This is a genomic window from Streptomyces sp. NPDC051020, assembly GCF_040683105.1.
In the GTDB taxonomy this organism is placed as follows: Bacteria; Actinomycetota; Actinomycetes; order Streptomycetales; family Streptomycetaceae; genus Streptomyces.
In genome coordinates, this window is the sequence record NZ_JBFBCG010000012.1 from 26,720 (window position 1) to 52,462 (window position 25,743).

19 protein-coding genes and 2 pseudogenes are annotated in these 25,743 nt (G+C 70.5%); 12 read left to right on the forward strand and 9 right to left on the reverse strand.

What is annotated here, in order from left to right; all coding sequences use genetic code 11:
• Positions 1 to 18 precede the first annotated feature (18 nt).
• The gene (gene purB / locus AB0N06_RS09195; RefSeq protein WP_366134057.1) at positions 19 to 1,461 is read left to right on the forward strand and encodes an adenylosuccinate lyase; all 1,443 of its coding nucleotides are present in this window, start codon (positions 19 to 21) and stop codon (positions 1,459 to 1,461) included.
• A gap of 19 nt (positions 1,462 to 1,480) precedes the next feature.
• Complete coding sequence (mug, locus tag AB0N06_RS09200; RefSeq protein ID WP_366134059.1) at positions 1,481 to 2,038, forward strand: G/U mismatch-specific DNA glycosylase; 558 nt, start codon at positions 1,481 to 1,483, stop codon at positions 2,036 to 2,038.
• Positions 2,039 to 2,335: 297 nt separating this feature from the next.
• Here the strand turns inward: mug and AB0N06_RS09205 are convergent, their stop codons facing one another.
• Positions 2,336 to 3,070, reverse strand: coding sequence for an ABC transporter permease (locus AB0N06_RS09205; protein WP_366134060.1), 735 nt, complete (start codon positions 3,068 to 3,070; stop codon positions 2,336 to 2,338).
• A 2-nt stretch (positions 3,071 to 3,072) separates the two neighbouring features.
• The gene (locus tag AB0N06_RS09210; protein ID WP_366134061.1) at positions 3,073 to 4,011 is read right to left on the reverse strand and encodes an ATP-binding cassette domain-containing protein; all 939 of its coding nucleotides are present in this window, start codon (positions 4,009 to 4,011) and stop codon (positions 3,073 to 3,075) included.
• Positions 4,012 to 4,119: 108 nt separating this feature from the next.
• Between AB0N06_RS09210 and AB0N06_RS09215 the strand changes: the two genes are divergently transcribed.
• From AB0N06_RS09215 to AB0N06_RS09225, 3 genes are all read left to right on the forward strand, one after another.
• A complete protein-coding gene (locus AB0N06_RS09215) occupies positions 4,120 to 5,292 on the forward strand; it encodes a histidine kinase (RefSeq protein ID WP_366134062.1) in 1,173 nt (390 codons plus the stop codon).
• Between the two features lie 4 nt (positions 5,293 to 5,296).
• Positions 5,297 to 5,947 carry a response regulator transcription factor gene (locus tag AB0N06_RS09220; RefSeq protein WP_366134063.1) on the forward strand — a complete coding sequence of 217 codons (651 nt, stop codon included), beginning with the start codon at positions 5,297 to 5,299 and terminating at the stop codon, positions 5,945 to 5,947.
• Between the two features lie 99 nt (positions 5,948 to 6,046).
• Complete coding sequence (locus AB0N06_RS09225; protein ID WP_366134064.1) at positions 6,047 to 7,204, forward strand: ROK family transcriptional regulator; 1,158 nt, start codon at positions 6,047 to 6,049, stop codon at positions 7,202 to 7,204.
• A 48-nt stretch (positions 7,205 to 7,252) separates the two neighbouring features.
• Here AB0N06_RS09225 and AB0N06_RS09230 read toward each other — a convergent pair whose 3' ends face one another.
• Together AB0N06_RS09230 and AB0N06_RS09235 are read right to left on the reverse strand one after the other, a co-directional pair.
• A complete protein-coding gene (locus tag AB0N06_RS09230; protein WP_366134065.1) occupies positions 7,253 to 8,017 on the reverse strand; it encodes a GntR family transcriptional regulator in 765 nt (254 codons plus the stop codon).
• 250 nt (positions 8,018 to 8,267) lie between these two features.
• Positions 8,268 to 9,152 (reverse strand): RNA polymerase sigma-70 factor, encoded by an 885-nt coding sequence (locus AB0N06_RS09235; protein ID WP_366134066.1) that lies wholly within the window; start codon positions 9,150 to 9,152, stop codon positions 8,268 to 8,270.
• A gap of 167 nt (positions 9,153 to 9,319) precedes the next feature.
• Here AB0N06_RS09235 and AB0N06_RS09240 point away from each other — a divergent pair, with 167 nt between their 5' ends.
• Positions 9,320 to 10,150, forward strand: coding sequence for an alpha/beta fold hydrolase (locus AB0N06_RS09240; RefSeq protein ID WP_366134067.1), 831 nt, complete (start codon positions 9,320 to 9,322; stop codon positions 10,148 to 10,150).
• 75 nt (positions 10,151 to 10,225) lie between these two features.
• On the opposite strand, the pseudogene AB0N06_RS09245 reads toward AB0N06_RS09240, so the two are convergent.
• Positions 10,226 to 11,071: pseudogene (locus AB0N06_RS09245) on the reverse strand (DMT family transporter); the annotation flags it as partial.
• A 47-nt stretch (positions 11,072 to 11,118) separates the two neighbouring features.
• Between AB0N06_RS09245 and AB0N06_RS09250 the strand changes: the two are divergent.
• From AB0N06_RS09250 to AB0N06_RS09260, 3 genes and pseudogenes are all read left to right on the forward strand, one after another.
• Positions 11,119 to 12,611 (forward strand): annotated as a pseudogene (locus tag AB0N06_RS09250) (PLP-dependent aminotransferase family protein).
• Between the two features lie 90 nt (positions 12,612 to 12,701).
• A complete protein-coding gene (locus AB0N06_RS09255) occupies positions 12,702 to 14,282 on the forward strand; it encodes an alkaline phosphatase D family protein (RefSeq protein ID WP_366134068.1) in 1,581 nt (526 codons plus the stop codon).
• 576 nt (positions 14,283 to 14,858) lie between these two features.
• Positions 14,859 to 16,292: a GNAT family N-acetyltransferase gene (locus AB0N06_RS09260; protein WP_366134148.1), complete on the forward strand. Its 1,434-nt coding sequence runs from the start codon at positions 14,859 to 14,861 to the stop codon at positions 16,290 to 16,292.
• Here the strand turns inward: AB0N06_RS09260 and AB0N06_RS09265 are convergent.
• Entirely contained in the window at positions 16,228 to 17,439 is a 1,212-nt protein-coding gene (locus AB0N06_RS09265; protein WP_366134069.1) for a PLP-dependent transferase, read from the reverse strand. The two genes, AB0N06_RS09260 and AB0N06_RS09265, sit on opposite strands and share 65 nt — an antisense overlap.
• A 59-nt stretch (positions 17,440 to 17,498) precedes the next feature.
• On the opposite strand from AB0N06_RS09265, the gene AB0N06_RS09270 reads away from it, so the two are divergent.
• Together AB0N06_RS09270 and AB0N06_RS09275 are read left to right on the forward strand one after the other, a co-directional pair.
• A complete protein-coding gene (locus tag AB0N06_RS09270; protein WP_366134070.1) occupies positions 17,499 to 18,005 on the forward strand; it encodes an Lrp/AsnC family transcriptional regulator in 507 nt (168 codons plus the stop codon).
• 120 nt (positions 18,006 to 18,125) lie between these two features.
• The gene (locus AB0N06_RS09275) at positions 18,126 to 19,811 is read left to right on the forward strand and encodes a DUF885 domain-containing protein (RefSeq protein ID WP_366134071.1); all 1,686 of its coding nucleotides are present in this window, start codon (positions 18,126 to 18,128) and stop codon (positions 19,809 to 19,811) included.
• 490 nt (positions 19,812 to 20,301) lie between these two features.
• Here AB0N06_RS09275 and AB0N06_RS09280 read toward each other — a convergent pair whose 3' ends face one another.
• On the reverse strand, positions 20,302 to 20,790 hold the full coding sequence (locus AB0N06_RS09280; RefSeq protein ID WP_366134072.1) for a rhodanese-like domain-containing protein: 489 nt from the start codon (positions 20,788 to 20,790) through the stop codon (positions 20,302 to 20,304).
• A 94-nt stretch (positions 20,791 to 20,884) separates the two neighbouring features.
• On the opposite strand from AB0N06_RS09280, the gene AB0N06_RS09285 reads away from it, so the two are divergent.
• Positions 20,885 to 21,331: an Lrp/AsnC family transcriptional regulator gene (locus AB0N06_RS09285; protein ID WP_366134073.1), complete on the forward strand. Its 447-nt coding sequence runs from the start codon at positions 20,885 to 20,887 to the stop codon at positions 21,329 to 21,331.
• On the opposite strand, the gene AB0N06_RS09290 is transcribed toward AB0N06_RS09285, so the two are convergent.
• On the reverse strand, positions 21,321 to 24,407 hold the full coding sequence (locus tag AB0N06_RS09290; RefSeq protein WP_366134074.1) for an SMC family ATPase: 3,087 nt from the start codon (positions 24,405 to 24,407) through the stop codon (positions 21,321 to 21,323). The genes AB0N06_RS09285 and AB0N06_RS09290 overlap by 11 nt on opposite strands.
• Positions 24,404 to 25,570: an exonuclease SbcCD subunit D gene (locus tag AB0N06_RS09295; RefSeq protein ID WP_366134075.1), complete on the reverse strand. Its 1,167-nt coding sequence runs from the start codon at positions 25,568 to 25,570 to the stop codon at positions 24,404 to 24,406. The genes AB0N06_RS09290 and AB0N06_RS09295 overlap by 4 nt, the downstream gene beginning before the upstream one ends.
• Positions 25,571 to 25,743: the final 173 nt, after the last annotated feature.

Consider the following 25,743-nt stretch of genomic DNA (forward strand, 5'->3'; position numbering starts at 1 on the left):
CCAGTAGAATCTGGACACGTGACTGCTGTGTCTGCGAAGCCTCGCATCCCCAATGTCCTGGCCGGCCGCTACGCCTCCACGGAGCTGGCCGTCCTCTGGTCCCCCGAGCAGAAGGTGAAGCTGGAGCGCCAGCTCTGGCTGGCGGTGCTGCGCGCTCAGAAGGACCTCGGGATCGAGGTACCCGACGCGGCCCTCACCGACTACGAGCGTGTCCTCGACCAGGTCGACCTCGCCTCCATCGCAGAACGCGAGAAGGTTACCCGGCACGACGTCAAGGCACGGATCGAAGAGTTCAACGCTCTCGCCGGGCACGAACAGGTCCACAAGGGCATGACCTCCCGGGACCTCACCGAGAACGTCGAGCAGCTGCAGATCCGGCTCTCGCTGGAGCTCATGCGCGACCGCACCGTGGCCGTCCTGGCCCGGCTCGGCAGGCTTGCGGGCGAATACGGCGAGCTGGTCATCGCCGGCCGCTCTCACAATGTCGCCGCCCAGGCGACCACGCTCGGCAAGCGTTTCGCGACCGCGGCGGACGAGCTGCTGGTGGCGTACGGCCGGCTGGAGGACCTGCTGGGCCGCTACCCGCTGCGGGGCATCAAGGGCCCCGTCGGCACGGCGCAGGACATGCTCGACCTGCTGGGCGGTGACGCCGGCAAGCTCGCCGACCTGGAGCAGCGCATCGCCGTCCACCTCGGCTTCGGACAGGCTTTCACCTCGGTCGGCCAGGTCTACCCCCGCTCGCTCGACTACGACGTCGTGACCGCACTGGTGCAGCTGGCCGCCGCGCCCTCGTCGGTCGCGAAGACGATCCGGCTGATGGCCGGGCACGAGCTGGTGACCGAGGGATTCAAGCCGGGTCAGGTCGGCTCGTCCGCGATGCCGCACAAGATGAACACCCGGTCCTGCGAACGCGTCAACGGACTGATGGTGATCCTGCGCGGCTACGCCTCGATGACGGGCGAGCTGGCGGGCGACCAGTGGAACGAGGGCGACGTGTCCTGCTCCGTGGTCCGCCGGGTGGCGCTTCCGGACGCATTCTTCGCGTTCGATGGACTGCTGGAGACCTTCCTCACGGTGCTCGACGAGTTCGGGGCGTTCCCGGCGGTCGTGGCCCGCGAACTGGACCGGTACCTGCCGTTCCTCGCCACGACCAAGGTATTGATGGGCGCGGTGCGCGCCGGTGTCGGCCGCGAGATCGCCCATGAAGCCATCAAGGAGAACGCCGTCTCCGCCGCTCTGGCCATGCGCGAGCAGGGCACGGAGCGCAACGAGTTGCTCGACAAGCTCGCCGCCGACGGCCGCATCCCGCTGGACCGGGCGCAGCTGGACGCGCTGATGGCTGACAAGCTCTCCTTCACGGGAGCGGCCGGCGACCAGGTCACCGCGCTCGTCGCCCGAATCGAGGAAATCACCAAGCAGCACCCCGAGGCCGCGGGATACACGCCGGGCTCGATCCTCTGACAGTCGGAACCGTCGCCGGATGACACCCGAAGAGCTCCAGGCCGCCTACGACCGCATCGTTCCCGATGTGGTCGCAGGCGGCTTGCGCGTGCTGTTCTGCGGAATCAACCCGAGCCTGATGACGGGCGCCACGGGCTACCATTTCGCCCGCCCCGGCAACCGCTTCTGGCCGGTGCTCCACCTGTCCGGCTTCACTCCCCGCCAGTTGAAGCCCTCGGAACAGCATGAGCTGCTGGCCTACGGTCTGGGCATCACCAATGTGGTCGCCCGGGCCACGGCGAGAGCGGACGAACTGGCTGCCGAGGAGTTCCGCGAGGGCGGACTGATCCTCACGGCCAAGGTCGAACAGCTGCGCCCGCAGTGGCTGGCGGTAGTGGGGGTCACCGCCTACCGCACCGCCTTCGGCGAGCGTCGCGCGCAGATCGGCCCGCAGGACCGGACGATCGGCGGTGCCCGGGTCTGGGCCCTGCCCAACCCCAGCGGACTCAACGCCCACTGGACTGCTCAGAGCATGGCCGAGGAGTACGGGCGCCTCCGCGTGGCAGCTGACTTCACCGCTCCCAACCATTCGGACTGAGCCGGACTGCGGGAGCGAGCACCAAAGGTCTGCGGGGGCTCGGGGGAATTGAGGTCAGGTGGTGGGGGCTGCAGGGCCGGCGGTACCGCGTCCTCACATCCGAGGCTCGATGAGCACCCCGTCGATGCGGCGGAGGTGACGGTCGGTGGCCGCGCCGCCGGTCAACGGCCCGGCAGTGACGAAAGATTTTGGCATGAGCCTTGAGGTGCTCAGCCTCTCTCGCATGGGCGGCGCCGTTCCCGGCCCCTTCCGCGACCACCTCCCGATGTGCATCCACCAAGCCACGGACATCGGTCCTCAGGCGTCCCTGCGCCTCATCGCCCACCAGCCGGCGAGCAGCGCGAGGCCTGCCCAGCCGGCCGTGACTGCCAGCCCTGCCCATGGCCCCAGACTGCCCTCCGGACTCTGGTGCAGTACCAACTGTCCGGCCCGGTCCGGCAGATAGAGCGCCACGCCGCTCGCGACGTCGCCGACCACGAAGGAGACGATCAGGACGAACGGGATGAGCAGACTGAGGACGGCGACCGCACTGCGCAGCAGCACCGTCAGGCCGGCGGCGAACAGGGCCATGAGCGCGAGGTACATGCCGCCGCCGAAGGCGGCTCGGAGAGCCCCGGGTTCGCCCAGACCGATCGCGTACTTCCCCATGAACATCTGGCCCACCAGGAACGCGGTGAAGCTGGTGGCGAGCCCGACCACCAGGGCGAGCACGCCGATGAGGGTCATCTTCGCCGCGTAGAAGAGGTCACGGCGCGGCACCGCCGCGAGCGATATCCGCAAGGCACCATTCAGATACTCGGAGGAGAGCGCTGTGGCGCCGAAGCTGATGGCGGCGATCTGGCCGAAGTTCAGTGCGTAGAAGGCGCCGAAGACCAGATCGTCCGAGTTCTCCGCCTCGGCCTGACCAACGGTGGCGAAGGCCAGCAGGGTGACAGCGAGTGTCACCAGAAAGACCGCCGTCAAGGAACCGGCTACGGACCGTACCGATCTGATCTTGATCCACTCGGAACGGAGCACGTCGGTGGTCGACATGGTCAAGCCTCCTGACGGGTAGCGGGTGACGCTGCTGCAGACGAGAATTCCGTCGCCTCGGCTGTGAGTTCGAGATAGGCCTGCTCCAAAGTGGCCTGCTCGTCGATGAGTTCAAGAATGGGGATGCCCTCGAAGGCGGCGATGGCGCCGACCTCCTCCGCCCTGGTGCCCTCAACGATCCAGCGACCGTCGTCGCTCTGTACGAGCTCGTGTCCCTTGCCGGTCAGCGCGTCGCGGAGCCGACCCGACTCCGTCGTGCGTACGCGCACGCGCGGGCGGCTGCGGGAGTCGAGGAATTCCTGCATCGGCTGGTCGACAAGGAGTCTGCCCCGGCCGAGGACCACGAGGTGGTCGGCGAACGACGACGTCTCGTTCATCAGGTGACTGGAGACAAGAACCGTGCGGCCCTCTCGGGCCAGCCGTTTCAGCAGCTCCCGTATCCAGATGATGCCTTCCGGATCCAGCCCGTTCGACGGTTCGTCCAGCATGACGACGTCCGGTTCGCCGAGCAGAGCAGCCGCTATGCCGAGGCGCTGTCGCATACCCAGCGAGAACGTCTTGATCCGGTGGCCGCCGACCCGGCCGAGCCCCGCCTCCTCCAGAACCGCCTCGACCCTGCTGGCAGCAAGGCCGTTGCTCGTCGCGAGAGCCAGCAGATGGTTCCGCGCGGTCCGCGAACCGTGAGCGGCCTGGGCATCGAGCAACGCGCCGACCCGGCGCAGCGGATGATCGAGTGCGGCGTAGGTCTGACCGCCGACAGTGGCCGTACCACCGGTCGGCCGGTCCAGGCCGAGGACGAGACGCATGGTGGTGGACTTGCCGGCGCCGTTCGGGCCGAGGAAACCGGTGACCCGGCCGGGTCTCACACTGAACGTGAGGCGGTCCACTGCGCGGGTCGCGCCGTATTCCTTGGTGAGCTCATGGACGTCGATGCTGGTCATGTCCTCAGCTTGGCGGCCGCGCCCCGCCCCCGCCCTCCCCCGCCGGAGGGGATCATCTCCCTCGCTCGGGGGAGCCGTCTCGTTCGAGACGGCTGGCACGATGGCGGCATGCGTCGCCTTCTCCGTCCGCTGACCGAGCCGTTCACCTACACCCGCTGGCTGCACATGCTCATTCCGTGCGCGGTCGGCAGTGTGTGGCTGTTCATCTCCATGGACACCCCATGGGCCCTCATGATCTTTGCCGTGCCGGTGGGCCTGGTCCCCGGAATGCGGCTCGCCGAGGGGGTTCAGGCCCAGCTGTTGCTGATGCCGTCGGAGCGCGGCAGACCCGATGCAGCGATCTCCGCGGCTCCGGCGGAGACCTGGGCGGCCCGCTGGCGGACCGTGGTCTGGCTGGAGGTGCGGCTGCTGCTCTCGGTGGTGGCGGGGTTCGCGACGGTGTGGTTGTCCGCCACGGCAGTTGACCTCGTCCTCACCGCGTCGGGTTCGGGCCCGAGCGACGACTGGCTGATCCGCGGCGTGGAGCCGCACTGGTGGTACGCGCTGCTTGCACCCGTGCCTCTTCTCCTGCTGCTCGCAGTTGTCGTGATATGCGGTGAGGTGATCACGGCGGCTGCGCGGCGGCTGCTCGGTCCGTCACCGGTGGAACGGTTGACCGCGCTGGAGGAGCGCACCGAGCAGTTGCTGGAGCGCAATCGCATTGCGCGCGAGCTGCACGACTCGATCGGGCACGCCCTGACCGTGGCGGTCGTCCAGGCAGGTGCGGCGCGGGCGGCGAACGATCCGGCGTTCACCGAACGGGCACTGGCCGCGATCGAGGAGACGGGCCGGGCAGCACTGGACGATCTGGAGCGGGTGCTCCGGGTCCTGCGGGAATCGGAGGCACCGGTGGGAGAGCGGCCGACACTCGCCGAGGCGGACCGGCTGCTGGACTCGGCGCGCGGCTCGGGGGCGAAGGTCGACGCCGAAGTCTCCGGTCCGGTGGAACTGGTGCCGGGACCGGTTTCCCGCGAGGGGTACCGGATCCTGCAGGAGTCCCTCACCAATGTGCTGCGTCACTCCGGGTCCGTCCCCGTGCGGGTGAGGATCACGGTCGCGGACGGCTGGCTGGAGCTTGAGGTGACCAATCCGCTCACCGGGTCGATAGGTACACCGGGCCGCGGCAGCGGACTGCGGGGCATACGTGAGCGGGCCGCGCTCCTGGGCGGAAAGGCCAAGACCGGTCCGTACGACGGCGAGTGGAGAGTGCACGCGAGCCTCCCGCTGGACGGCCTACGCTGACCGGATGCCGGTTACCGTTCTTCTGGTCGACGATGAACCCCTCGTGCGCGCGGGACTGCGTGCGGTGCTTGAGGCCCAGCCCGATATCGAGGTGGTGGGCGAGGCCGCCGACGGTGCCGCAGTGATCCCGCTGCTGCGCCGACTGCGCCCCGATGTCGTGGCGATGGACGTGCGCATGCCCTTGATGGACGGCATCGAGGCAACCCGGGTGGTGCTGCGCACGGTGCCGGATCCACCGAAAATCCTGGTGGTGACGACGTTCGAGAACGACGAGTACGTGTACGAGGCGCTGCGCGCCGGGGCGGACGGTTTTCTGCTCAAGCGGGCCCGGCCCTCGGAGATCGTGCACGCAGTGCGTCTGGTCGCCGAGGGCGAGTCGCTGCTCTTTCCGGCCGCGGTCCGGCAGCTCGCCGCCGAGTACGGGACGAGCAAGGCCAAGGCGGCCATGGAGCGCGCGGCGCTCACCGAGCGGGAAGAGGCGGTGCTCCGATTGATGGCCCGCGGACTGTCCAATGCGGAGATCGCCGCCAAGCTGGTGGTCGGTGTCGAGACGGTGAAGACCCATGTCAGCGCCGTACTGGCCAAGTTGGGGGCCAGGGATCGAACGCAGGCGGTGATCGCCGCGTACGAGTCGGGTTTCGTGGCTCCGGGCTGATACGGACGGCGCCCGGATCCCTGTTCCGGGTCACGGTCGCTCCCCTTCCGGGCAACGAGTACGATCCGCTGACATGCTCGCGAGCTGGGAGGACACACCGTGGGCCGGTTGACCGGTGGGGACCCGTCGCTGTTGCGACGGATCAATTCCGCGGTGGTACTTCATGCCCTCAGGGGCACCCACTCCCCCACGCTCACGGACCTGACTCGTATCACGGGTCTGTCCCGGCCAACCGTCGAGGGAGTCGTCGAGGGCCTTATCGAGGCCGGTCTGGTCGTCGAATCGGCGCCCGACGAGGGTGAGGCCCGACGTCAGGGCAGGCCGGCCCGCAGGTTCCGGTTCCGCGCCGAGGCGGGACATCTGCTCGGCATCGAGATCGGCCCGCACCGCGTCTCCGCACTTCTGTCGGGGCTGGACGGCGGGATCATCGGCGCCGGTTCGCGCGAGGTGTCCGAGACGGCTTCCGCGGACGACCGGCTCGACCGGGTAAGGGCCGTCGTCGCCGATCTGCTGCGGCGCTCCGGGGTGGCCCGGAGCAGTCTGCGTGCGGTCGGGGTGGGCAGTCCGGGGATCGTGGAGGCCGACGGGACCGTACGTCTGGGCACCGCGCTGCCGGACTGGACCGGTCTCGCGCTCGGTGAGCGGCTGCGGCGCTCCTTCCGCTGTCCGGTGCTCGTGGAGAACGACGCCAACGCCGCGGCGGTGGCCGAGCACTGGAAGGGTGCCGCGACCGAGTCGGACGACATCGTGTTCGTCCTGGCGGGGCTGAGCCCGGGGGCCGGTTCGCTGATCGGCGGACGGCTACATCGTGGTTACGGCGGTGCAGCGGGCGAGATCGGCGCACTCCATCTGCTCGGCCGCGAGGTCACACCGGAAAAGCTGCTGTCGACGACGGACACGCCGCTGGATCCGCTGGACGAGCAGGCGGTCGCCGCGGTGTTCGCGAAGGCCCGGCACGGCGATGTGCGGGCTCAGGCTGCGGTGGAGCGGTTCATCCAGCGGCTGGTGCACGATGTGGCGGCGCTGGTGCTGGCGCTCGACCCGGAGCTGGTGGTCATCGGTGGCTGGGCCGCCGGACTGGACGGAGTGCTGGATCCGCTCCGCGGTGAGCTGGCCCGGTACTGTCTCCGGCCACCGCGGGTCGCGCTGTCGTTGCTGGGCGAGGCGGCCGTGGCCACGGGCGCTCTGAGGCTGGCGCTCGACCATGTCGAGGAGCAGCTCTTCGCCGTGGAGGGATCGGTGACGGCCCGCCGCTGAGCGCGACGGGCCGTTCGTTGCGTTCGAAGCCGGCAGGACCGGCCGGGCTCACGACGCGTGGCGCTCCTGGCCGGGGTGGCTGATCTCCAGGTCGCCGGAGTCACCGAAGGTGAGTCGGCACGTGTCGGCCCGGTAGGTGGCGACGGAGACCGCAGCTGTGCCGCCCGCCGCGAGGTAACGGGTGGTGACGACGAGGACCGGTGCGCCGGGGAGCCGGTCGAGCTCCTTGGCGTCGTCCGCTCGCGCGGAGCCGAGCTCCACGGAGCGGTCCTGACGGTCGAGGCCGAGACGGTGCAGTTCCCGCACGACGCTGCGGGCGCGGGCGGCTCCCGACGGGGTCTCGATCGCGGACAGTTCGGGCACGGACGCCGACGGCACGTACAGCAACTCCGCAGCGACCGGCTGCCCCTGAGTGACCCGGATCCGGCGAACGATGTGCACCGGCTCGTCGCTGTCCACGTCGAGCATGGCGAGGACCGGGGCGGGCGCTGTCGCGCTCGTGCAGCCAATGGGCTGCCAGGCCTCGTCGGCGCCACCCGTCCAGTCGTGCTGCGCGGTCGAGACGGCGACGCCCACGCGCGGCGGGGCGACAGTGGTCCCCACGCCGCGGCGGCGCTGCAGCCTGCCTTCGAGTTCGAGCTGCTCCAGAGCCTGTCGGAGCGTTGCCCGGGCGACGCCGAACCTGGCTGCGAGCTCACGCTCGTTGGGCAGGATCTCTCCCACCGCAAAGTCCGAGTCGAGTGCCTCACTGAGAACGGTCTTGAGGTGCCAGTACTTCGGCTCCTGCACCGATTCCAGCTGCGTGGTCCCCACCCTGTCCTCCGCAATCACCCAGCGTCTTTTTCCGCGACGTTATTTATTAAAGGTTCCTGTCTTAACGTTGAGACCATAGGCTGGCACACCCCCTTGGTCAAGACCAATCCTTGGCCCGTCACGCTGCGAATCGGGGCCCTGTCGCAGAGCGTTCACAGGACGTTCGTGGTGCCGTGCGGCGCGCGCAGCACAAAACCCCACGTCCGGAGGGTCCGTGGGGCTTCGGCCAGGCAGGTGTCGGGACGGGTGGCTACTCGACGGCCAGGTTGGCAAGCTTGTCAGGGTTGCGGATGATATATACGCACTGGATGACACCATCCCTTACATCGATCTGGAAGACGCAATCGGGCTTTCCGCCGGACAGCACCACCAGGGCGGGGCCGCCATTGAGCTCCGCGAACCGGGCCTCGAGGCCGGCAAGCTGATCCTTCGTGACGGCCAAGAGGAAGCGACCGACCTTGTCCTGGCTCTCGATGATCCGCAGTGGCGCCTTGGACTTTCCGCCGCTGTCGCCGACCAGACGCACATCGGGGGCGAGGAGCATCAACAGCTCCTCGATGTCGCCGCCCGCCGCCGCAGCGAGAAACCGTTCGGTGAGGTCACGCCGCTGGGCCGGGTCGACGTCGTAGCGCGGCTTACGATCCTCCACGTGCCGCCGCGCGCGCCCGGCGAGCTGGCGCACCGCGGCCTCGGTCCTGTCGAGTGCCGCGGCGATCTCTCCGTACGGGAAGCCGAAGGCCTCGCGCAGGACGAAGACGGCGCGCTCCAGCGGGGAGAGCGATTCGAGGACGACCAGCACGGCGACGGACACGGAGTCTGCGAGGACGGCCCGCTCGGCGGTGTCGGGCACGGCAGGTCCGAAGTCGGTGACCAGCGGTTCGGGCAGCCACGGTCCGACGTAGGCCTCGCGCCGGGTCTGCAGCTGTCGCAGCCGGTCGATGGCGAGGCGGGTGGTGGTCCGCACGAGAAACGCACGCGGCTCCCGTACGTCATCGCGTGGCGCGGCCGACCAGCGCAGCCACGCCTCCTGCACCACGTCCTCGGCGTCGGCGATCCGGCCGAGCATGCGGTAGGCGACCCCGGTCAGTACGGGGCGGTGTTCTTCGAAGACGTCGGTAACGGTGTCGGCTGTCACCGTCCCATCCCAGCCGACGCACCGGGCTGTGTCCAGCACGAATCGCCCGGCCCCCTTGAACTGCTGGCTACTGAGCGGTAATTGTTATTTACGGGACGTCTAAGTCCCTTCGTGCAGAGCCATTTCAGGCAAGACGCATTCGTGCCGGACACCCCGGGAGCAACCGCATGGCCACCTCGGTCTCGTTCACCGTCGACTCACCCGGAGGACCGCGGACCGTCTCCGTGGCGTACGAGCGCACCGGTTCCGGGGATCCGCTGTTGCTGCTCCACGGCATCGGCCACCATCGTCAGGCCTGGGACCCGGTGCTGCCGGTACTGGCACCGGAGCGGGATGTCATAGCCATTGATCTGCCCGGTTTCGGCGTCTCCGCGGCGCTTCCGGACGGCGTTCCGTACGACCTGGCGAGCGTGGTCCCGGTGCTCGGCTCCTTCTGTGAGGCGCTCGGCCTGGACCGGCCTCATGTCGCAGGGAATTCGCTCGGTGGACTGCTGGCCCTGGAGCTGGGACGCGAGAAGCTCGTACGGTCGGTGACGGCGCTGTCGCCCGCCGGCTTCTGGACGGAGAGCGAGCGGCTCTACGCCTTTGGCACTTTGCGGGCGATGCGGCAGGGAGCGCTGGCTCTGCCGATGCCGTTGATCGAGCGGCTCTCGCGCAGCGCGGCCGGGCGTGCGGCGCTGACGAGCACCATCTACGCGAGGCCCGGGCGCCGTTCACCCGAGGCCGTCGTCTCGGAGACTGTCGCGCTGCGCGAGGCGACCGGTTTCCACGAGACTCTCGCGGTCGGACGGAATGTCGCCTTCACCGACGATGTGCCGGGGCTGCCCGTGACCATCGCCTGGGGCACCCGCGACCGGCTGCTGCTGCGCCGGCAGGGGGTCAGGGCCAAGCACGCCATTCCCGGTGCCAGGCTGGTGCGCCTGCCCGCCTGCGGTCATGTGCCGATGAACGACGATCCCGCGCTCGTGGCGCGCGTCATCCTCGACACCAGTCGCTGAACGGGTACCGGTCACGGAACCGGCGGAACCCTGCGGCCTGCTGCGCCGCAGGACACCTGAACCGAGCGCCACGCCGCAACCCACCAGCAGGCTTCCGCCGGCCTGCGCGATCCCGTACGAACCGGTTCCGACGAGCGGCGCGGTGAGTGCCGCTGAGACCGGGATCAGCCCGGAGAAGAGCGTGGCGCGTTCGGCGCCGATGCGCTGCATGCCCATGTACCAGCAGACGAACCCGACGACCGTGACCACGGCTGCCTGCCACAGGAGCGCCACCGTCTCCGCGGGTGTGGGCATCCGCAGAAATCCGCTTCCGTCGAGCAGGACACCGAGCAGTGCGGACTCGGCGGCAGCGATGGCGCAGACAACGGCCGACAGCAGTTTCGGCCCGAGCGAGCGCAGCACCGGTACAGCCAGGACGGCGAAGCCGACCTCGCCCGCGAGCGCGCCGACCGAGCAGAGGAAACCCGACATGTCGGTCCGCCCCCAGCCCTGGACGGTGAAGGCCCCAGCGGCGACCAGGGAGGCCGCGCACAGGACGGTGCGGGTCGGACGACGGCCGTCCAGCAGCGGTACGAGGACGGCGACAAGGATCGGGGCGCAGCCGACGAATACCCCCGGAACAGCGGGTTCCGCAGATCGTTCGGCGGCCAGCACCACCAGGTTGAAGCCGACCATGCCGACGGCTGCGAGCATCGCGAGCCGGGTCCACAGACGGCGGGTGAGTGTACGGAGGGGAGCGAGGCCCGAGCGTCCCCCGCTCTGGAGGAGCGGCAGGAGCAAGAGCGCGGCAAGTCCGTAACGCAGCGCCTGGCCGCCCGCGTACGGATAGCCACCGAGGACACTGTTGGCGGTGAAGGAGGCGCCGACGAGGACGCAGGCGAAAGCCGCGAGCAGCGCCCCGCGTACGGAAGTCACGTTCATGGAACCGACGCTAGGCAGCGGGGCGGTCCGGATTAAGGTCCACTTTCATGACGTCTTCGGGGACCAATCCGCCGTGGGGTGGCGCGCAGCGGAGCGCGTCCGTATCTGCTGCCTGGGAGTTACTTCTTCCGGCCGCGGCCGCCCCGGCCCGGGGGCGCGGGCGTGCGCTGCAGGAGGCGCTGCGCGAGGCAATCCGCTCCGGGCGCCTGGTTCCGGGGACCCGGCTGCCGTCCAGCCGAGAACTGGCCGCGGATCTGCGGGTGTCCCGCGGTCTGGTCACCGAGGCGTACGAGCAGCTCACCGCGGAGGGCTATGTGCGCAGCGGTCGGGGCGCGGGCACCTGGGTGAGCAGTGCCGTCCGCGGCGCTGTGCGGGCGGCGCACGATCTCGCTCCGCGCGCCCCTGGTGCCTCGGTGGACTTCCGGCCCGGTACGCCGGATCTTTCGCTTTTTCCGCGTAGCGCCTGGGCCACCGCCCATCGCGCGGTGCTGGGCCGGCTGCCGCACAGCTCGCTCGGCTACCCCGATCCACGCGGGCTGCCCGAGCTGCGGGAGGCCTTGGCCGCGCTGCTGGCCAGGCGACGCGGCGTGGTCGCTGATCCGGAGCGACTGGTGGTGTGCTCCGGCGTTGCCCAGGCGACGACGCTGCTCGGGTTTGTTCTGCACGGGCGCGGCTTGCGGACCGTCGGCGTCGAGGATCCCGGAAGCCCGGAACATGCTTCACTGTTCGCTTCGGCGGGGCTGACGACCGTCCCGCTGCCGCTGGACGAGGAAGGTCTGGCGCTCGCGCCGCTCACGCACTCCGGCGTGCGCGCCGTGGTAACCACGCCCGCGCACCAGTTCCCCACCGGAATCGCCTACTCCGCCACGCGTCGCCGCGCACTGCTCGACTGGGCGCGGACCACGGACGGGCTGATCGTCGAGGACGACTACGACGGTGACTTCCGCTACGACCGGGCGCCCGTCGGTGCGCTGCAGGGTCTGGACCCTGAGCATGTCGCGTCACCGGCTCGGTGAGCAAGTCGCTGGCACCCGGGCTGCGGTTGGGCTGGCTGCTCGCACCGGCGACGATGACGGACGACATCGTCGCCCGTAAACGCACGATGGATCTGGGCAATCCGGCCATCGACCAGGCAGCGCTGGCCGACTTCGTCACCCGGGGCGGGTACGACCGGCAGCTGCGCCGCTGCCAGCGCGCCTACCGCGAGCGGCGCGACGCTCTGACCGCGGCGCTGGCGGAACGCTTCCCCGGCACCGAGGTCAGCGGGATCGCCGCCGGTCTTCATATCATCGCCCGTCTGCCCGAACGGTACGGTCCCGAGCCGGTGTTCCTTCAGCGCGCTGCCGGTCGCGGCATCGCGCTGCGGCCGCTCAGCGACTGCGGCACCACGCGCCCTGAGGGCCGTACGGTGAACCTGGTTCTCGGTTACGCGCATCTGGCGCCCCCGGACATCGCGCGCGGCGTACGGCTGCTGGCACAGGCCCAACGGGACACACGCGGGCAGGACATCGACGGGAGTCGGGGCTCGGTGTTCATCTGAGGTTGGTGTGCCCGCCGCCGACGGGCACAAAGGTGGGGCCGGTCGCCCGGCCACCCGTACCTCTGTCCCGCTGCCCCCGGAGGCACCTCGATGTCGTACCGTCCGCGTATCCCTTCGCCCGGCCGCCGCACGGTGCTGCGCGGTTCGCTCGCCGCTTCGGCCGCGCTCGCGTTTCCCGTGGCGGGAGCGGCGGCCCCCGCCTTCGCTCTGTCCAGCCGCCCGCGCGCGGGCTGGGGCGTTCAGGTGGGTGATGTCACGGCGTCGTCCGCCCTGGTGTGGGTGCGTGCGGACCGGCCGGCCCGGATGCTCGTGGAGACGTCGGCGACGGAGTCCTTCCGGCGGGCCCGCACCTGGTACGGACCGCTTCTCGGTCCGGGCGCGGACTTCACGGGGACGACGCCGCTGTACGGACTTCCGGCGGGTGAGCAGGTGCACTACCGGGTGACGCTCGCGGACCCGGACGATCCGCGCCGGACCGGTGAGCCGGTGTACGGAACGTTCCGTACCGCGCCTGCCCGGCGCCGGGACGGGGTGCGCTTCCTGTGGTCCGGCGATATCGCGGGACAGGGCTGGGGCATCAACCCGGACATCGGCGGATACCGGGTCTACGACGAGATGCGCCGCCTCGACCCGGACTTCTTCCTCTGCAGCGGTGACAATATCTATGCGGACGGTGTGATCGAGCCGAGCGTGACGCTGCCCGACGGCAGGGTCTGGCGGAACATCACCACCGAGGAGAAGGCGAAGGTCGCCGAGACGCTCGCCGAGTACCGCGGGAACTTCCGCTACAACCTCCTTGACGACAACCTGAAGAAGTTCAACGCGCAGGTGCCGTCGATCATCCAGTGGGACGACCACGAGGTACGCAACAACTGGTATCCCGGGCAGATCCTGGACGACGCCCGGTACACCGAGAAGAACGTGAATGTGCTGGCAGCGCGTTCGATGCAGGCATTCCGCGAGTACTTCCCGGTGTCCACGCTGCACGAATCGTCCGGCGACGGCCGAGTGCACCGGGTGGTGCGGCACGGGCCGCTGCTCGATGTGTTCGTCCTCGACATGCGGTCGTTCCGGAACGCCAACTCCCCCGGCCGGCAGCCCGACGACACCACTGGCATCCTCGGCGCCGAGCAGCTCCGCTGGCTCAAGCACGAGCTCTCGCGGTCGCGCGCGGTGTGGAAGGTGATCGCCGCAGACATGCCGCTGGGACTGGTCGTCACGGACGGTGCAGCGAACTTCGAGGCATTGGCGCAGGGCGACCCCGGTGCCCCGCTCGGCCGTGAGCTGCAGATCGCCGAGCTGCTGCGATTCATCAAGCACCGCCGGATCACCGGAACGGTCTGGCTGACCGCCGACGTGCACTACACATCGGCGCAGCACTACGCCCCCGAACGCGCGGCGTTCAAGGACTTCGCACCGTTCTGGGAGTTCGTGTCGGGTCCGCTGGCCGCCGGTGGATTCCCCGCCAACGCACTCGACAACACCTTCGGCCCCGACCGGGTCTTCCTGCGCGCGCCCGACCGGGCGAACGTGTCGCCGATGGAGTCGCCGCAGTTCTTCGGCGAGGTCGACATCGACGGGGACAGCGGAGAGTTGACGGTGCGTCTGCGAGCGCAGGGCGGTTCGGTGCTGTTCACCACGGTGCTGCAGCCGGGGCGCGTCGGACAGTGACCGGACGCCCGTAGCCGATGTCGGGCGAGGCCCCGGACAGCCGTCCGGGGCCGATTGTCAGTGGTGGGATGGCGCGAACGCGACAGTGCTGATCGCCGGAGCGGGTTGTCACTCCGGAGCCGCCGGCTCCGACACCTGGATCGGTGGCCGGGAGCTGCGCGACTGGACCCGCTCCCCGTACCCGCTGGTCCTCGACGTGCTCGCGGATGCGCGGAACGCTGCGGTGCGGTGGCCGCCGAGCCGATACCCGGGCTGGCGACTCTGTCCGTGCGCGGCGGCTCGTCGCAGCTGGTAGGTCATGCGGTACGGCTGCAGGCAGCCTGGGGAAAGGGATCGGAGACGACGGCCGACGACATCGTGTCGTAACCCGCAGCGACGGGTCACGCCCCACCGTGACCCGTGTCGCTCCGCCTTCGAAGCGGCCGGGCCCGCCGCAAACCCCGCAGCGGCCGCAGTCATCCACGACAGCAACCAGTTAAAACGGGCGATAAAGGACTAGATCCACACTTAACCCATCAGTCACAAGGCGTTCGTGATCAGGCAACACCGCTCCGTCACAGTGAGCTCATGACTGATGTGACCTCCGCGAAGAGTGCCCGCCGGCCGCACCACTGGCGACGGGACCTGATCGAGCTGGCCGCCCTGTTCACCGCCGTCGCGGTGGCCGACGCGATCGCCAACATGATCGGGCACCAGCCGGATGGACCGTATCTGCTGATCGCCTCGGCCCTGGCCCTCGTGGCGGCGGCCGCGTTCCACACCTGGTGGGCACGGCGGCACAGTCACGCCCCGCCGCCGACCGCCGTCGACTCCAGCGTGGACCTGTCCCACCACACGGTCACCGACCACGCAGCGGCCACCGCTGTCGCCGCACTCCTGACCACGCCCACCGCAGCCGGTCCGGCCCCGTCCGACGAGGAAGCGGTGCTGTGGCGGATGCGCACCACGGTCCGGGACACCCCCGGCAGCCTCGCCGCGCTCTGCATCGCGCTCGCCCGGCACCGGATCGACATCCTCACTCTGCAGACACATCCACTGACACAGGGCACGGTCGACGAGTTCCTGCTGCGCGCCCCCGCCTCGCTCCAGGTCCGGCAGCTGAGCCGGGCGATCTCCGCCGCGGGCGGCAACTCCACCTGGATCGAGCGGGCCGACGCGCACGACCTGGTGGACGCCCCGACCAGGATCCTGGAACTGGCCACCCGCACCGCCCTGGACGCCGCTGAACTCCCGCTCACCCTGCGCCAGTTGCTCGGGCGCTGCGCCATCCACTCGCTGCCCGCCGTCTCGCTCACCGGCCCTGCGACCGGCGGGAGCGCGCCGGTCGAAGGGATGCTCGATGAGACAGTGATGCGACTGCGCGACCCGTCCGGCGGTGCGATCACCATCGAGCGGCCCTATCTGCCGTTCACCCCGACCGAGTTCGCCCGGGCCCGCGCCCTGGTCGAGCTCGACGCCCGACTCGGCCCCCGCGTCCCGCGCAGCGAGCACGTGCTCACGCTCCCCGAGGGCAACGAGATCACCGTCCGCCGCGCGGACGGGAGCGACCTGGCCGCCGCCCGCGCCATGCACAACCGCTGCTCCGAGCAGACGCTGCGGCTGCGCTACCACGGTCCCGTCCGCGACGCCGACCGCTACCTGGACCACCTGCTGAGCCCCAGGTTCGGCCGCACCCTGGCCGTCCAGACGGCCTCCGGCCGCCTGGTCGCCCTGGGACACCTCCTCTGGGACGGTGACGAGACCGAGGTGGCCCTCCTCGTCGAGGACGACTGGCAGCGCAGGGGCATCGGTTCGGAGCTCCTCGGCCGCCTGGTGACGCTCGCCGTCGAGGCCGGCTGCGACAGCGTCTACGCCGTCACCCAGGCGTCCAACACCGGCATGGTCGCCGCCATGCGAGCCCTCGAACTCCCCCTCGACTACCAGATCGAGGAGGGCACGCTCGTCATCACCGCCCAGCTGGGCGCGACTCCGGTACGCTCCCTGCCGCCGTACGAGCAGGCGGGTCGCTGAGCGCCTGACAGAGGTCGGCCCACAGGTCCTCGACGTCCTCCAGGCCGACCGACATACGCAGCAGCCGGTCCCCGACCCCGGAAGCCTGCCGGTCTCCCTCATCCACAATCCGGTGGCTGATGGAGGCCGGGTGCTGGATCAGGGTGTCCACACTGCCGAGACTCACCGCGGGAGTGATGAGCCGTACGGCGGAGATCACCCGGTGCGGATCCCCGTACACCTCGAAGGAGACCATCGCCCCGCCCACCGCTGGGTAGTGAACCCTGGCGATGCGCGGGTCGGCGGCCAGCCGACGGGACAGTTCGGCGGCGCTCGCGGAAGCGGCGCGTACCCGTACCGGCAGGGTGGACAGACCCCGCAGCAGCAGATATCCGGCCATCGGATGCAGTACCCCGCCGGTGGCGAAGCGCACCTGTCGCAGTCGGGCCGCGAACTCCTCGTCGCAGGCGACGACGCCGCCCATCACATCGCCGTGCCCGCCCAGGTACTTGGTGGCGCTGTGCAGAACGACCCGTGCGCCGTGCTCGACGGGCCGCTGGAGGACCGGGGTGGCAAAGGTGTTGTCGACGAGCAGCGGAACCGACCCGCAGGAGTGCGCGATTGCCCGGATGTCGACCTCGGCGAGCGTCGGATTGGCCGGTGTCTCGACCACGACCAGGCCGGTGTCCGGACGGATCGCCTCCGCGATGCCCGCCGGATCGGTCCAGGTGACTTCGGTGCCCAACAGCCCGGCACCGAGAAGGTGGTCACTGCAGCCGTACAGCGGGCGGACGGCGATCACATGGCGCAGTCCCATGCTCGCGCGGGCCAGCAGAACCGCGGTGAGCGCCGCCATTCCGCTGGCGAACGACACAGCGCTCTCGGTCCCTTCGAGCCGGGCCAGAGCCGTTTCGAACCGAGCCGTGGTCGGGTTGTCGAGCCGTGCATAGACAGGCGGCCCGTCGAGCCGGGCGCCGGTGGTGGCGAAGGTGTCGATCCGTTCCGCCTCTCCCTTGGAGTCGTACGAGGGGTACGTGGTGGACAGATCGATCGGCGGGGCGTGCAGGCCGAGTGCAGCGAGGTCGTCGCGTCCGGCGTGCACGGCTTCGGTGGCCAGCGCCCTGGACCGGGGTGTCGTCAAGGGCTGCATCGAGGCTTCGGTGTCCATGACACCACTCTGAACAGGTGCCGGGCTGTGAGGCCGGAGCACCGTGCTACGTTCGGCGAATGGCCGATTCCGTCGTTCTGGACCCGGTGGACCTGCACATTCTGCGGCTGCTGCAGAACGATGCCCGGACCACGTACCGCGAGCTCGCCGCCGAGGTCGGGGTCGCACCGTCCACCTGTCTGGACCGGGTGGCCCGGCTGCGCCGCTCAGGCGTGATTCTCGGCCACCGGCTGCGTCTCGACCCGGCCAGGATCGGCCGCGGTCTGGAGGCGCTGCTCTCGGTGCAGGTCCGCCCGCACCGCAGGGAGCTCATCGGCCCGTTCGTCGGGCGGATCAGGGCGTTGCCGGAGTCCCGTGCGCTTTTCCATCTGACCGGCCCCGACGACTATCTGGTCCACGTGGCCGTTGCCGACACCGCGGATCTGCAGCGGCTGGTGCTCGACGAGTTCACCTCGCGGCGCGAAGTGGCCCGCGTGGAGACGCGGCTGATCTTTCAGCAGTGGGAGTGCGGACCGCTGTTGCCCCCGGCCGCCACGGGGCCCGGAAGGACCACAGAATCCGAATGACCGGTTCCGGCCACCGCGGTCGGTGATCCGCGTCCACCACGCGAACCGGAATGAACTGTGTCAGGTCCCTGAGACCTATTGATAGTGACGCGGGCCCCCTCACCGTACGAAGATGTCCGCATGTCAGACACTTCGAACAGCGCGCTGCCCCGCCAGGTCGCCGACGCCTACGTCGACGCATTCATCGAACTCGACCCGATCTCAGGCACCTACCTCGGTGTGGCGGAAAGCTCCCGCCGTCTTCCCGACTTCTCCCCCGCCGGGCAGGAAGCCCTTGCCGAACTCGCCCGCGCCACCCTGGTGAAGCTCGACGCCGCCGAGCAGCTCCCCGGCGCGGACAGCGACGCGGAGCGCCGCTGTGGCCGCCTGCTGCGCGAACGGCTGACCGCGGAGATCGCTGTCCACGAGGCCGATGAAAGCCTGCGGGCCGTCTCCAACCTGCACTCACCGGCGCACAGCGTCCGCGTGGCGCTGACGGTGACGCCGACCGAGACCGATGAGGACTGGGCGGCGGTCGTGGAGCGGCTGCTCGCGGTTCCCGGAGCCCTGGAGGGGTACCGCGCCTCGCTCGCGCTCGGACTGGAACGGAAGCTGTACGGCGGTCCGCGCGCCACCGCCACCTTCATCGGCCAGCTGACCGAGTGGGTCGGGCAAAACGGAACAGGGTTCTACCAGGGCTTCGTCGCCGCGGGCCCGGACTCGCTGCGCGCGGATCTGGACGACGCCGCCCGGCAGGCCACGGAGGCCACGGAGGCGCTGCGTGACTGGATGCGCGATGTGTACGCCCCCGCGGTCGAGGGTGCGCCCGACACGGTGGGCCGCGAGCGGTACGCCCGCTGGTCGCGTTACTTCAACGGTACCGATCTGGATCTCGACGAGGCGTACGCGTACGGCTGGTCCGAGTATCACCGGCTGCTCGGCGAGATGAAGACCGAGGCCGAGAAGGTGCTGCCCGGGGCCGGCCCCTGGGAGGCGCTGGCCCATCTCGATGTGCATGGCAAGCACATCGAGGGTGTCGACGAGGTCCAGGCCTGGCTGCAGGGCCTGATGGACGAGGCGATCGAAGCCCTCGACGGCACACACTTCGAACTCGCCGAGCGGGTACGGAAGGTGGAGTCCCGGATCGCACCGCCCGGCGGCGCCGCGGGCCCGTACTACACGGGTCCGTCCGAGGACTTCTCGCGCCCCGGCCGCACCTGGCTGCCCACCATGGGCGAGACCCGCTTCCCTGTGTACGACCTGGTCTCCACCTGGTACCACGAGGGTGTCCCGGGCCACCACCTGCAGATCGCCCAGTGGGCCCATGTCGCCGACAGTCTCTCCCGCTACCAGGCGTCGATCGGCATCGTCAGCGCCAATGCCGAGGGCTGGGCGCTGTACGCAGAGCGGCTCATGGACGAGCTCGGCTTCCTGCCCGACGCGGAGCGCCGCCTCGGCTACCTGGACGCGCAGATGATGCGTGCCTGCCGGGTGATCGTGGACATCGGCATGCACGCGGAGATGGAGATCCCCGCGGACTCCCCCTTCCACCCCGGTGAGCGGTGGACACCCGAGTTGGCGCAGGAGTTCTTCGGAAACCACAGCGGCCGGCCCGCGGACTTCGTGGAGAGCGAGCTGACCCGCTACCTGTCCATGCCGGGGCAGGCCATCGGTTACAAGCTGGGTGAGCGTGCCTGGCTGCTGGGCCGGGAGAACGCGCGCAAGGCCCACGGCGACGCGTTCGATGCGAAGGCCTGGCACATGGCTGCCCTGTCGCAGGGGCCGCTGGGTCTGGACGATCTGGTCGACGAGCTGTCGAAGCTCTGACCCGGACGGTCATCGACAGGAAGACGGTCGGGCCCGATTCGGTGCGGTGGGCCCGGCCGCCTTCCCCCAGCGCCTCCGGCGACGAGACACCGGTGGCGCTCACGGCGTCGGTGGCCTTGGCGGCGTTGGCGGAACCACTCGGCGCGGGGCCCGGGATCGCGAAGGACGTCGTCACGTCCCGCAAGCACGACCGGCACGAGGCTTGCGATGTACCGGAGTTGACGGATCGGGCGCACCCCTCCCCGGTCGCCGGACGGTTCTGCGAGCTGCCGTGAAGGTCGGTGACGGCCAGGTCGGCGGCCTGCCCGTGGGAGCCGGCGCCGCGCCTCTGTTCACCGCCCTGATCGGGGCCGGTCCCGGTCGCAGCGTCTGAAGCCGCGCTCGACGTCGATGACCCGCCCGGTGGTCGGTCCTCCTGTGGTGACCACCGGGCCTGCCAGACGGGTTTCCGACGCCCCTCGCGGGCATGACGGCCGGCGACGCCGGCCGTTCAGCAGCCGCAGTCGTCGGAGTCGACCGGCGCAGTGAGCGCGTCCGCGGGGCGCCGCTCGCGTCCCTCCCCGGTCTCGAACTCAAAGCCCTCGCGCGCCCAGTACTCGAAACCGCCGAGCATCTCCTTGACCTGGTAGCCGAGTTCGGCGAGTGCCAGCGCGGCGCGGGTGGCGCCGTTGCAGCCGGGGCCCCAGCAGTACGTGACCACGGGGACGGCCGGGTCGAGGAGATCCCGGGCCTGCTCGGCGATGAGCGCGGTGGGCAGGTGAATCGCACCGAGGATGTGCCCCTGGTCCCAGGAGGCGGTGGACCGGGAGTCGAGGACGACGAATCCGGGGTCACCGTCGGCCGCGAGAGCGGCGGCGACATCGGACACATCGGCGTGGAAGGCGAGCGAGGCGCCGAAGTACGCGGCGGCCGCGGCCGGTGTGGCCGGCGGAAAGCGGAGGACCGGGTTGGCTGCGGAGGCGGTGAGCGGTGAAGTCATGACCAAAAATCTACGATCAGTGATCCTTTACTGGAAGACGAGATCCCCGGCACAACTCTTGATCTGCCGGGGAATCCCCTGTTGTCTCTGAGATATGACCGACTATTCCCCGGACGCCACCGACTGGTCCATCCTCGATGTCCTGCAGCGCGAGGGACGGGCGACCTTCGCCGAACTGGCCCGCGCCGTCGCGATGTCCCCGAGCGCGGTGACGGAGCGGGTGCGCCGCCTCGAGGAGTCGGGAATCATCAGTGGTTACGCCGCCGTGGTGGACCCGGAGGCGCTCGGACTGCCGATCCTCGCCCTCGTACGGCTGCGCTATCCGAACGGCAACTACAAGCCGTTCCACGATCTTCTCGACGCGACGCCCGAGATCGTGGAAGCCCACCATGTCACCGGCGACGACTGCTTCGTACTGAAGGTCACGACTCGCTCGATGAGCCACCTGGAGGAGGTCGCGGGGAAGATCGGCACGCTCGGTTCCGTCACCACCAGCGTCGTCTACTCCTCGCCCCTCCCCCGGCGGCCGATCAGCCGCTGACCCCGCCGGCCCCGCGGTGGAACACCGCCGACCCGTTCCGCTCCTTGACCACTTCGAGCTGGGCGGGGATCCGGCGGCGCAGATCGCCGACGTGGCTGACGATACCGACGCTGCGGTCCCGCTCACGCAGCGAGTCCAGTACGTCGAGGACCTCGTCCAGGGTCTGGTCGTCGAGGCTGCCGAACCCCTCGTCGATGAAGAGTGTGTCCAGCCGGACCCCTCCCGCCTCGTCGGTGACGACATCGGCGAGACCGAGCGCCAGGGCCAGGGAGGCGAAGAACGTCTCGCCGCCCGAGAGCGTCGCCGTGTCGCGCTCACGGCCGGTCCAGGCGTCGACGACATGCAGCCCGAGGCCGGACCGGCGGCCTCCGGTACGGGCGTCGGAGTGGACGAGCGTGTAGCGGCCCGACGACATCCGCTGCAGCCGTGCGGTGGCGGCGGCGGCGACCTGTTCGAGCCGGGCGGCAAGAACGTACGACTCCAGCCGCATCTTCCGTTCGTTGTCCGCGGAGGTGCCTGCGGTGAGCCCGGCCAGCCGGGCCACCCGGTCGTACTCGTCGCGCAGCGGTCCGAGCGTGCGCACGTCCTCCGTCGCGCGGCGGGACAGCCGGCCGAGTTCGGCGCAGCGCTCCCGGGCGGCGGCGAGCGTGGCGGCGGCGCTCCGCACTCGTCCCTCGGCTGCGTCGTACGCGGCCTGTGCGGCGTCGGGGTCGGCCTCCGGGTGCTCGGCGGCGGCGCGGGTCTCGGGCTCGGCGAGCCGTTCGGCGACGGCTGCGGCCTCGGCCTGCCAGGCATCGATCCGGTGCTGGATGTCGCGGTGCTCGGCGTCCGTGAGCAGGGTGGCAGCGGCAGCCTCAGGGGTGTCGAAGCCGGCCCGGAACGCGGCGTCGGCGAGCCGGCCGTCGGCCTCCTTGCTGCGCCGCGCCGCCAGCTCCTCGGCGCGCACCGCCTCGGCGGCTTCGGCGAGCAGAGCCACCCGGCGTTCCAACAGGGCGGCGTGCGCGGCGACGCTGCCGGATTCGCCGCGAGCGGCCGTCAGCTCGGCTTCCAGGCCCGCCTGTTCCCGATCGAGCCCTTCCCGCCGCGAAATCCGGGCGGCGGAGCGGCGCTCGGCCTGCTGCCGCGCTTCGAGCCTCTCGCTCTGCTCCCGTTCGGCGGCCGCGAGTGCCTCGCGCGCGGCGTGCATTCCGGCGGCGGTACGGTGCGCACGGGAATGATCGTCCGCCAACTCGGCTACCAACGCCTTGAGTTCGACAACGGCGGGTTCAGTAGCATGGGGAACACCATCGACCGTCTGGGCAGCTCCGGGGTCAGTGGCATCATCGACAGCGGTCCCCACCCCGGGGAGCGCCGCGGCACGCGCCGCCGCGTGCTTCTCCCGTACGGCTCCGAGCTCCCGATCCGCCTCCGTACGCGCCTGCTCGGCCCGCCGGTACACGGCGAGAGCCGTCTCCTCGGCTGCCCGGTCGACATGCCCGTCCGCCGCGCGCGCGGGATCCGGGTGGTCGCCCGATCCGCAGACCTTGCAGGCCTCGCCGTCGACGAGTTCCGCCGCGAGCTCGGCGGCGATGTCGCGCAGCCGCTGTTCGCGCAGCCCAAGCCACCTCTCGTGTGCGCCCAGGGCGCGCTCGCGGGCCGCGGCCAGCCGGTCGGCCGCATCCGTCGCCTCGGCCGCGAGCACGTCGCGGCGACGGGCCGCGTCCAGGCGGCGGCGGGCCGGCTCGAGCCGTCCCGCAAGGTGTTCGGTGCGGGTCGCGGACTCCTGTGCCGTCTCGATGCGTTCCTGCAGTTCGCGGCGGGTGGACTCCCAGCCCGCCAGCCAGCCTTTCGCTTCCTGGACCAGTTCCTCGTCGGCGCTGGCCTGGCGTTCCAGTTCGGCCCGCTCGGTGTCGATCTCCGCGTTGCGCCGCTCGGCACGGCGCGCGGCGTCGAGACCGCCGAGCTCCTGCCGGAGCCTGCGTTCCAGGGTTGCCAACTGCTCGGCACCCGCGTCGACAAGGGTGTCGGGCAGCTGGGCGCGGGTGCCCTCACGGGCCGCGCGGGCAGTCCGGTAGGCACGCTCGGCGTCGTCGCGCAACTCCAGTGCGGGGGCGACGAGTTCTGCCTTGCGTGCTCGTTCGAGCCGCTCGCGCTGCCGGTCGCGCTCGGGGCGGCGGGCTTCGAGCTCGGAGGCGCGGCGACGCGTCTCCTCGTATCGCTGCTGGAGTCTGGCGAGTTCGCGTGCGGTGTCGAGTTCGCGGCGGGCGAGGGCCTGCCCGCTCTCGGCGGCGGAGAGTACGGACTCGGCGATGTCGAGCCGTTCCCGGGCGTTGCTGCGGGCCGCCGCAGCCCACTCCAGTACGCCGTCCGTGAGTCCCGGATCGCCGGGCCGGGCGTCCGGCAGGGGCAGTTCACCGGCAGCCGGTCCGGCGGCCTGGGCGATTCGCTGGGCGATCCCGAGGATCTGCTCGTCCCCGGCCTTGACCTGCGTCTCGGTGGTGCGGCGCAGTTCGGTGAGCCGTTCCTCGACGGCCGCGAATCGGCGGGTGTCGAAGAGTCTGCCGAGCAGTTTGCCGCGGGCTTCGGCATCGGCGCGCAGGAAGCGTGCGAAGTCGCCCTGCGGCAGCAGCACCACCTGGCAGAACTGGTCCCGGCTCATCCCGACGAGCTGGGTGATCTCCTCGCCGATCTCCTGGTGCGAGCGGCTGAGCGCCCGCCAGCCGTGCTCGGGGTCGTACTCGCGCAGCCAGCTCTGTGCCTTCTCGGTGGTGAAGCCCTCGCCCTTCTTCTTGGGGCGGGGCTGGGCCGGGCGCCGGATGATCTCCAGGTGCCGTCCGCCAACAGTCAGTTCCAGCCGGACCTCGGTGGGGAGGCCGGCCGGGGCGTGATCGCTGCGCAGTGAGGTGCCGGGGCTCTGGCGGGCTCCGGGCACCGCGCCGTACAGCCCGTAGCAGACGGCGTCGAGGACGGAGGTCTTCCCCGCCCCGGTGGGTCCGTGCAGCAGAAAGAGACCGGCGGCGGAGAGCGCGTCGAAGTCGACTTCCTGGGTGGCGCCGAACGGGCCGAAGGCGGTGAGGGTGAGCCGGTGGAGTCTCAACGGTTCACCTCGCGCACGCCGTCGTCCACCCGTACGTGGTCGAAGGCGCCGCGCAGCACCGTGCGCTCCTGGTCGTCCGCCCCGTTCCCGCCCCGGACATGCGCCACGAAGTCCTCCGCGATCTGCTGGTCGTCGCGCCCCCTGAGGCGCTGTGCGTACGAGGCGAGCGGATCCTCGGGGGCCCGCTCGGGTTCGAAGACGAGGCTCAGGGTGTGCGGAAACCTGTCCAGGAGGCGGGCCATCGGCTCGTCCGGACGGACCGGGTCGGTGAGGGTCGCCTCCACCCATGCCTCCTCGTGCCGGGCCAGCGCGGGGTCTTCGAGCAGGGTGTCGAGGCGGCCGCGGAGGCGGGCGAGTGGGCGGGGCACCGGGCAGTCGATCCGCTCGGCGGTGATCGTTCCGGTGGCTCCGAGGTCGATCAGCCACATGGTCTTGCGGTGGGCGACCTCGGAGAAGGAGTACGCGAGGGGTGAGCCGGAGTAGCGCACCCGGTCGGTGACGGTCTGGGAGCCGTGCAGGTGACCGAGCGCCGTGTAGTCGACGCCGTCGAAGACTCCGGCGGGCACAGCGGCCACACCGCCGACGGTGATGTCGCGCTCGCTCTCACTGGGTTCGCCGCCCGCGACGAAGGCGTGGGCGAGGACCACGGAGCGGGTGGATTCCGGCCTGGTGGCGAGGTCGGCGCGGACCCGGTCCATGGCGGCGGTCAGCACCGCTTCGTGTCCGGCCCGCTCGGCCTTGAACACGTCCTTGACGAGGGCCGGTTCGAGGTAGGGCAGCCCATAGAACGCCACATCGCCGTGCTCGTCGTGCAGGACGACGGGGGTGGCGCACTCCGCAGGGTCGGTACGCAGATGGATACCGGCCCGTCCGATCAGTCCCGCACCGACGCCGAGCCTGCGGGCCGAGTCGTGGTTGCCGGAGATCATCACCGTGGGTACGCCCGCGGCGGCGAGCCTGTGCAGGGCCCGGTCGAAGAGCTCGACGGCGGAGAGCGGGGGTACGGCCCTGTCGTACACATCACCCGCGACGACGACGGCATCGACCTCGCGCTCCTGGACGGTCGCCACCAGATGATCGAGGCAGGCGGCCTGTGCCTCCAGCAGCGAGACGCGGTGGAACGACCGCCCCAGGTGCCAGTCCGATGTGTGCAGAATCCTCAAGACCCGGCTCCGACCTGCATGTCTCTCTTCCTTTGCACCCAGCGTCCGCGCCTGCCGTGCCCGGGAGCCGCACCGGACCGGCGCATGAGCACACGGTCGGCACCGACCACGCTAACGCCGTTGCGCCGCTGATCCCTCACGAACCTGCTTCCTCACAGCTCGCAGTCTCCCAT

Coding starts and splice junctions, on each gene's coding strand:
- AB0N06_RS09215 (WP_366134062.1), top strand. CDS start 4,120: ATGCGTCGCCTTCTCCGTCCGCTGACCGAGCCGTTCACCTACACCCGC.
- AB0N06_RS09270 (WP_366134070.1), top strand. CDS start 17,499: ATGGCCGATTCCGTCGTTCTGGACCCGGTGGACCTGCACATTCTGCGG.
- AB0N06_RS09280 (WP_366134072.1), bottom strand. CDS start 20,790: ATGACTTCACCGCTCACCGCCTCCGCAGCCAACCCGGTCCTCCGCTTT.
- AB0N06_RS09255 (WP_366134068.1), top strand. CDS start 12,702: ATGTCGTACCGTCCGCGTATCCCTTCGCCCGGCCGCCGCACGGTGCTG.
- AB0N06_RS09205 (WP_366134060.1), bottom strand. CDS start 3,070: ATGTCGACCACCGACGTGCTCCGTTCCGAGTGGATCAAGATCAGATCG.
- mug (WP_366134059.1), top strand. CDS start 1,481: ATGACACCCGAAGAGCTCCAGGCCGCCTACGACCGCATCGTTCCCGAT.
- AB0N06_RS09285 (WP_366134073.1), top strand. CDS start 20,885: ATGACCGACTATTCCCCGGACGCCACCGACTGGTCCATCCTCGATGTC.
- AB0N06_RS09210 (WP_366134061.1), bottom strand. CDS start 4,011: ATGACCAGCATCGACGTCCATGAGCTCACCAAGGAATACGGCGCGACC.
- AB0N06_RS09240 (WP_366134067.1), top strand. CDS start 9,320: ATGGCCACCTCGGTCTCGTTCACCGTCGACTCACCCGGAGGACCGCGG.
- AB0N06_RS09265 (WP_366134069.1), bottom strand. CDS start 17,439: ATGGACACCGAAGCCTCGATGCAGCCCTTGACGACACCCCGGTCCAGG.
- AB0N06_RS09220 (WP_366134063.1), top strand. CDS start 5,297: ATGCCGGTTACCGTTCTTCTGGTCGACGATGAACCCCTCGTGCGCGCG.
- AB0N06_RS09275 (WP_366134071.1), top strand. CDS start 18,126: ATGTCAGACACTTCGAACAGCGCGCTGCCCCGCCAGGTCGCCGACGCC.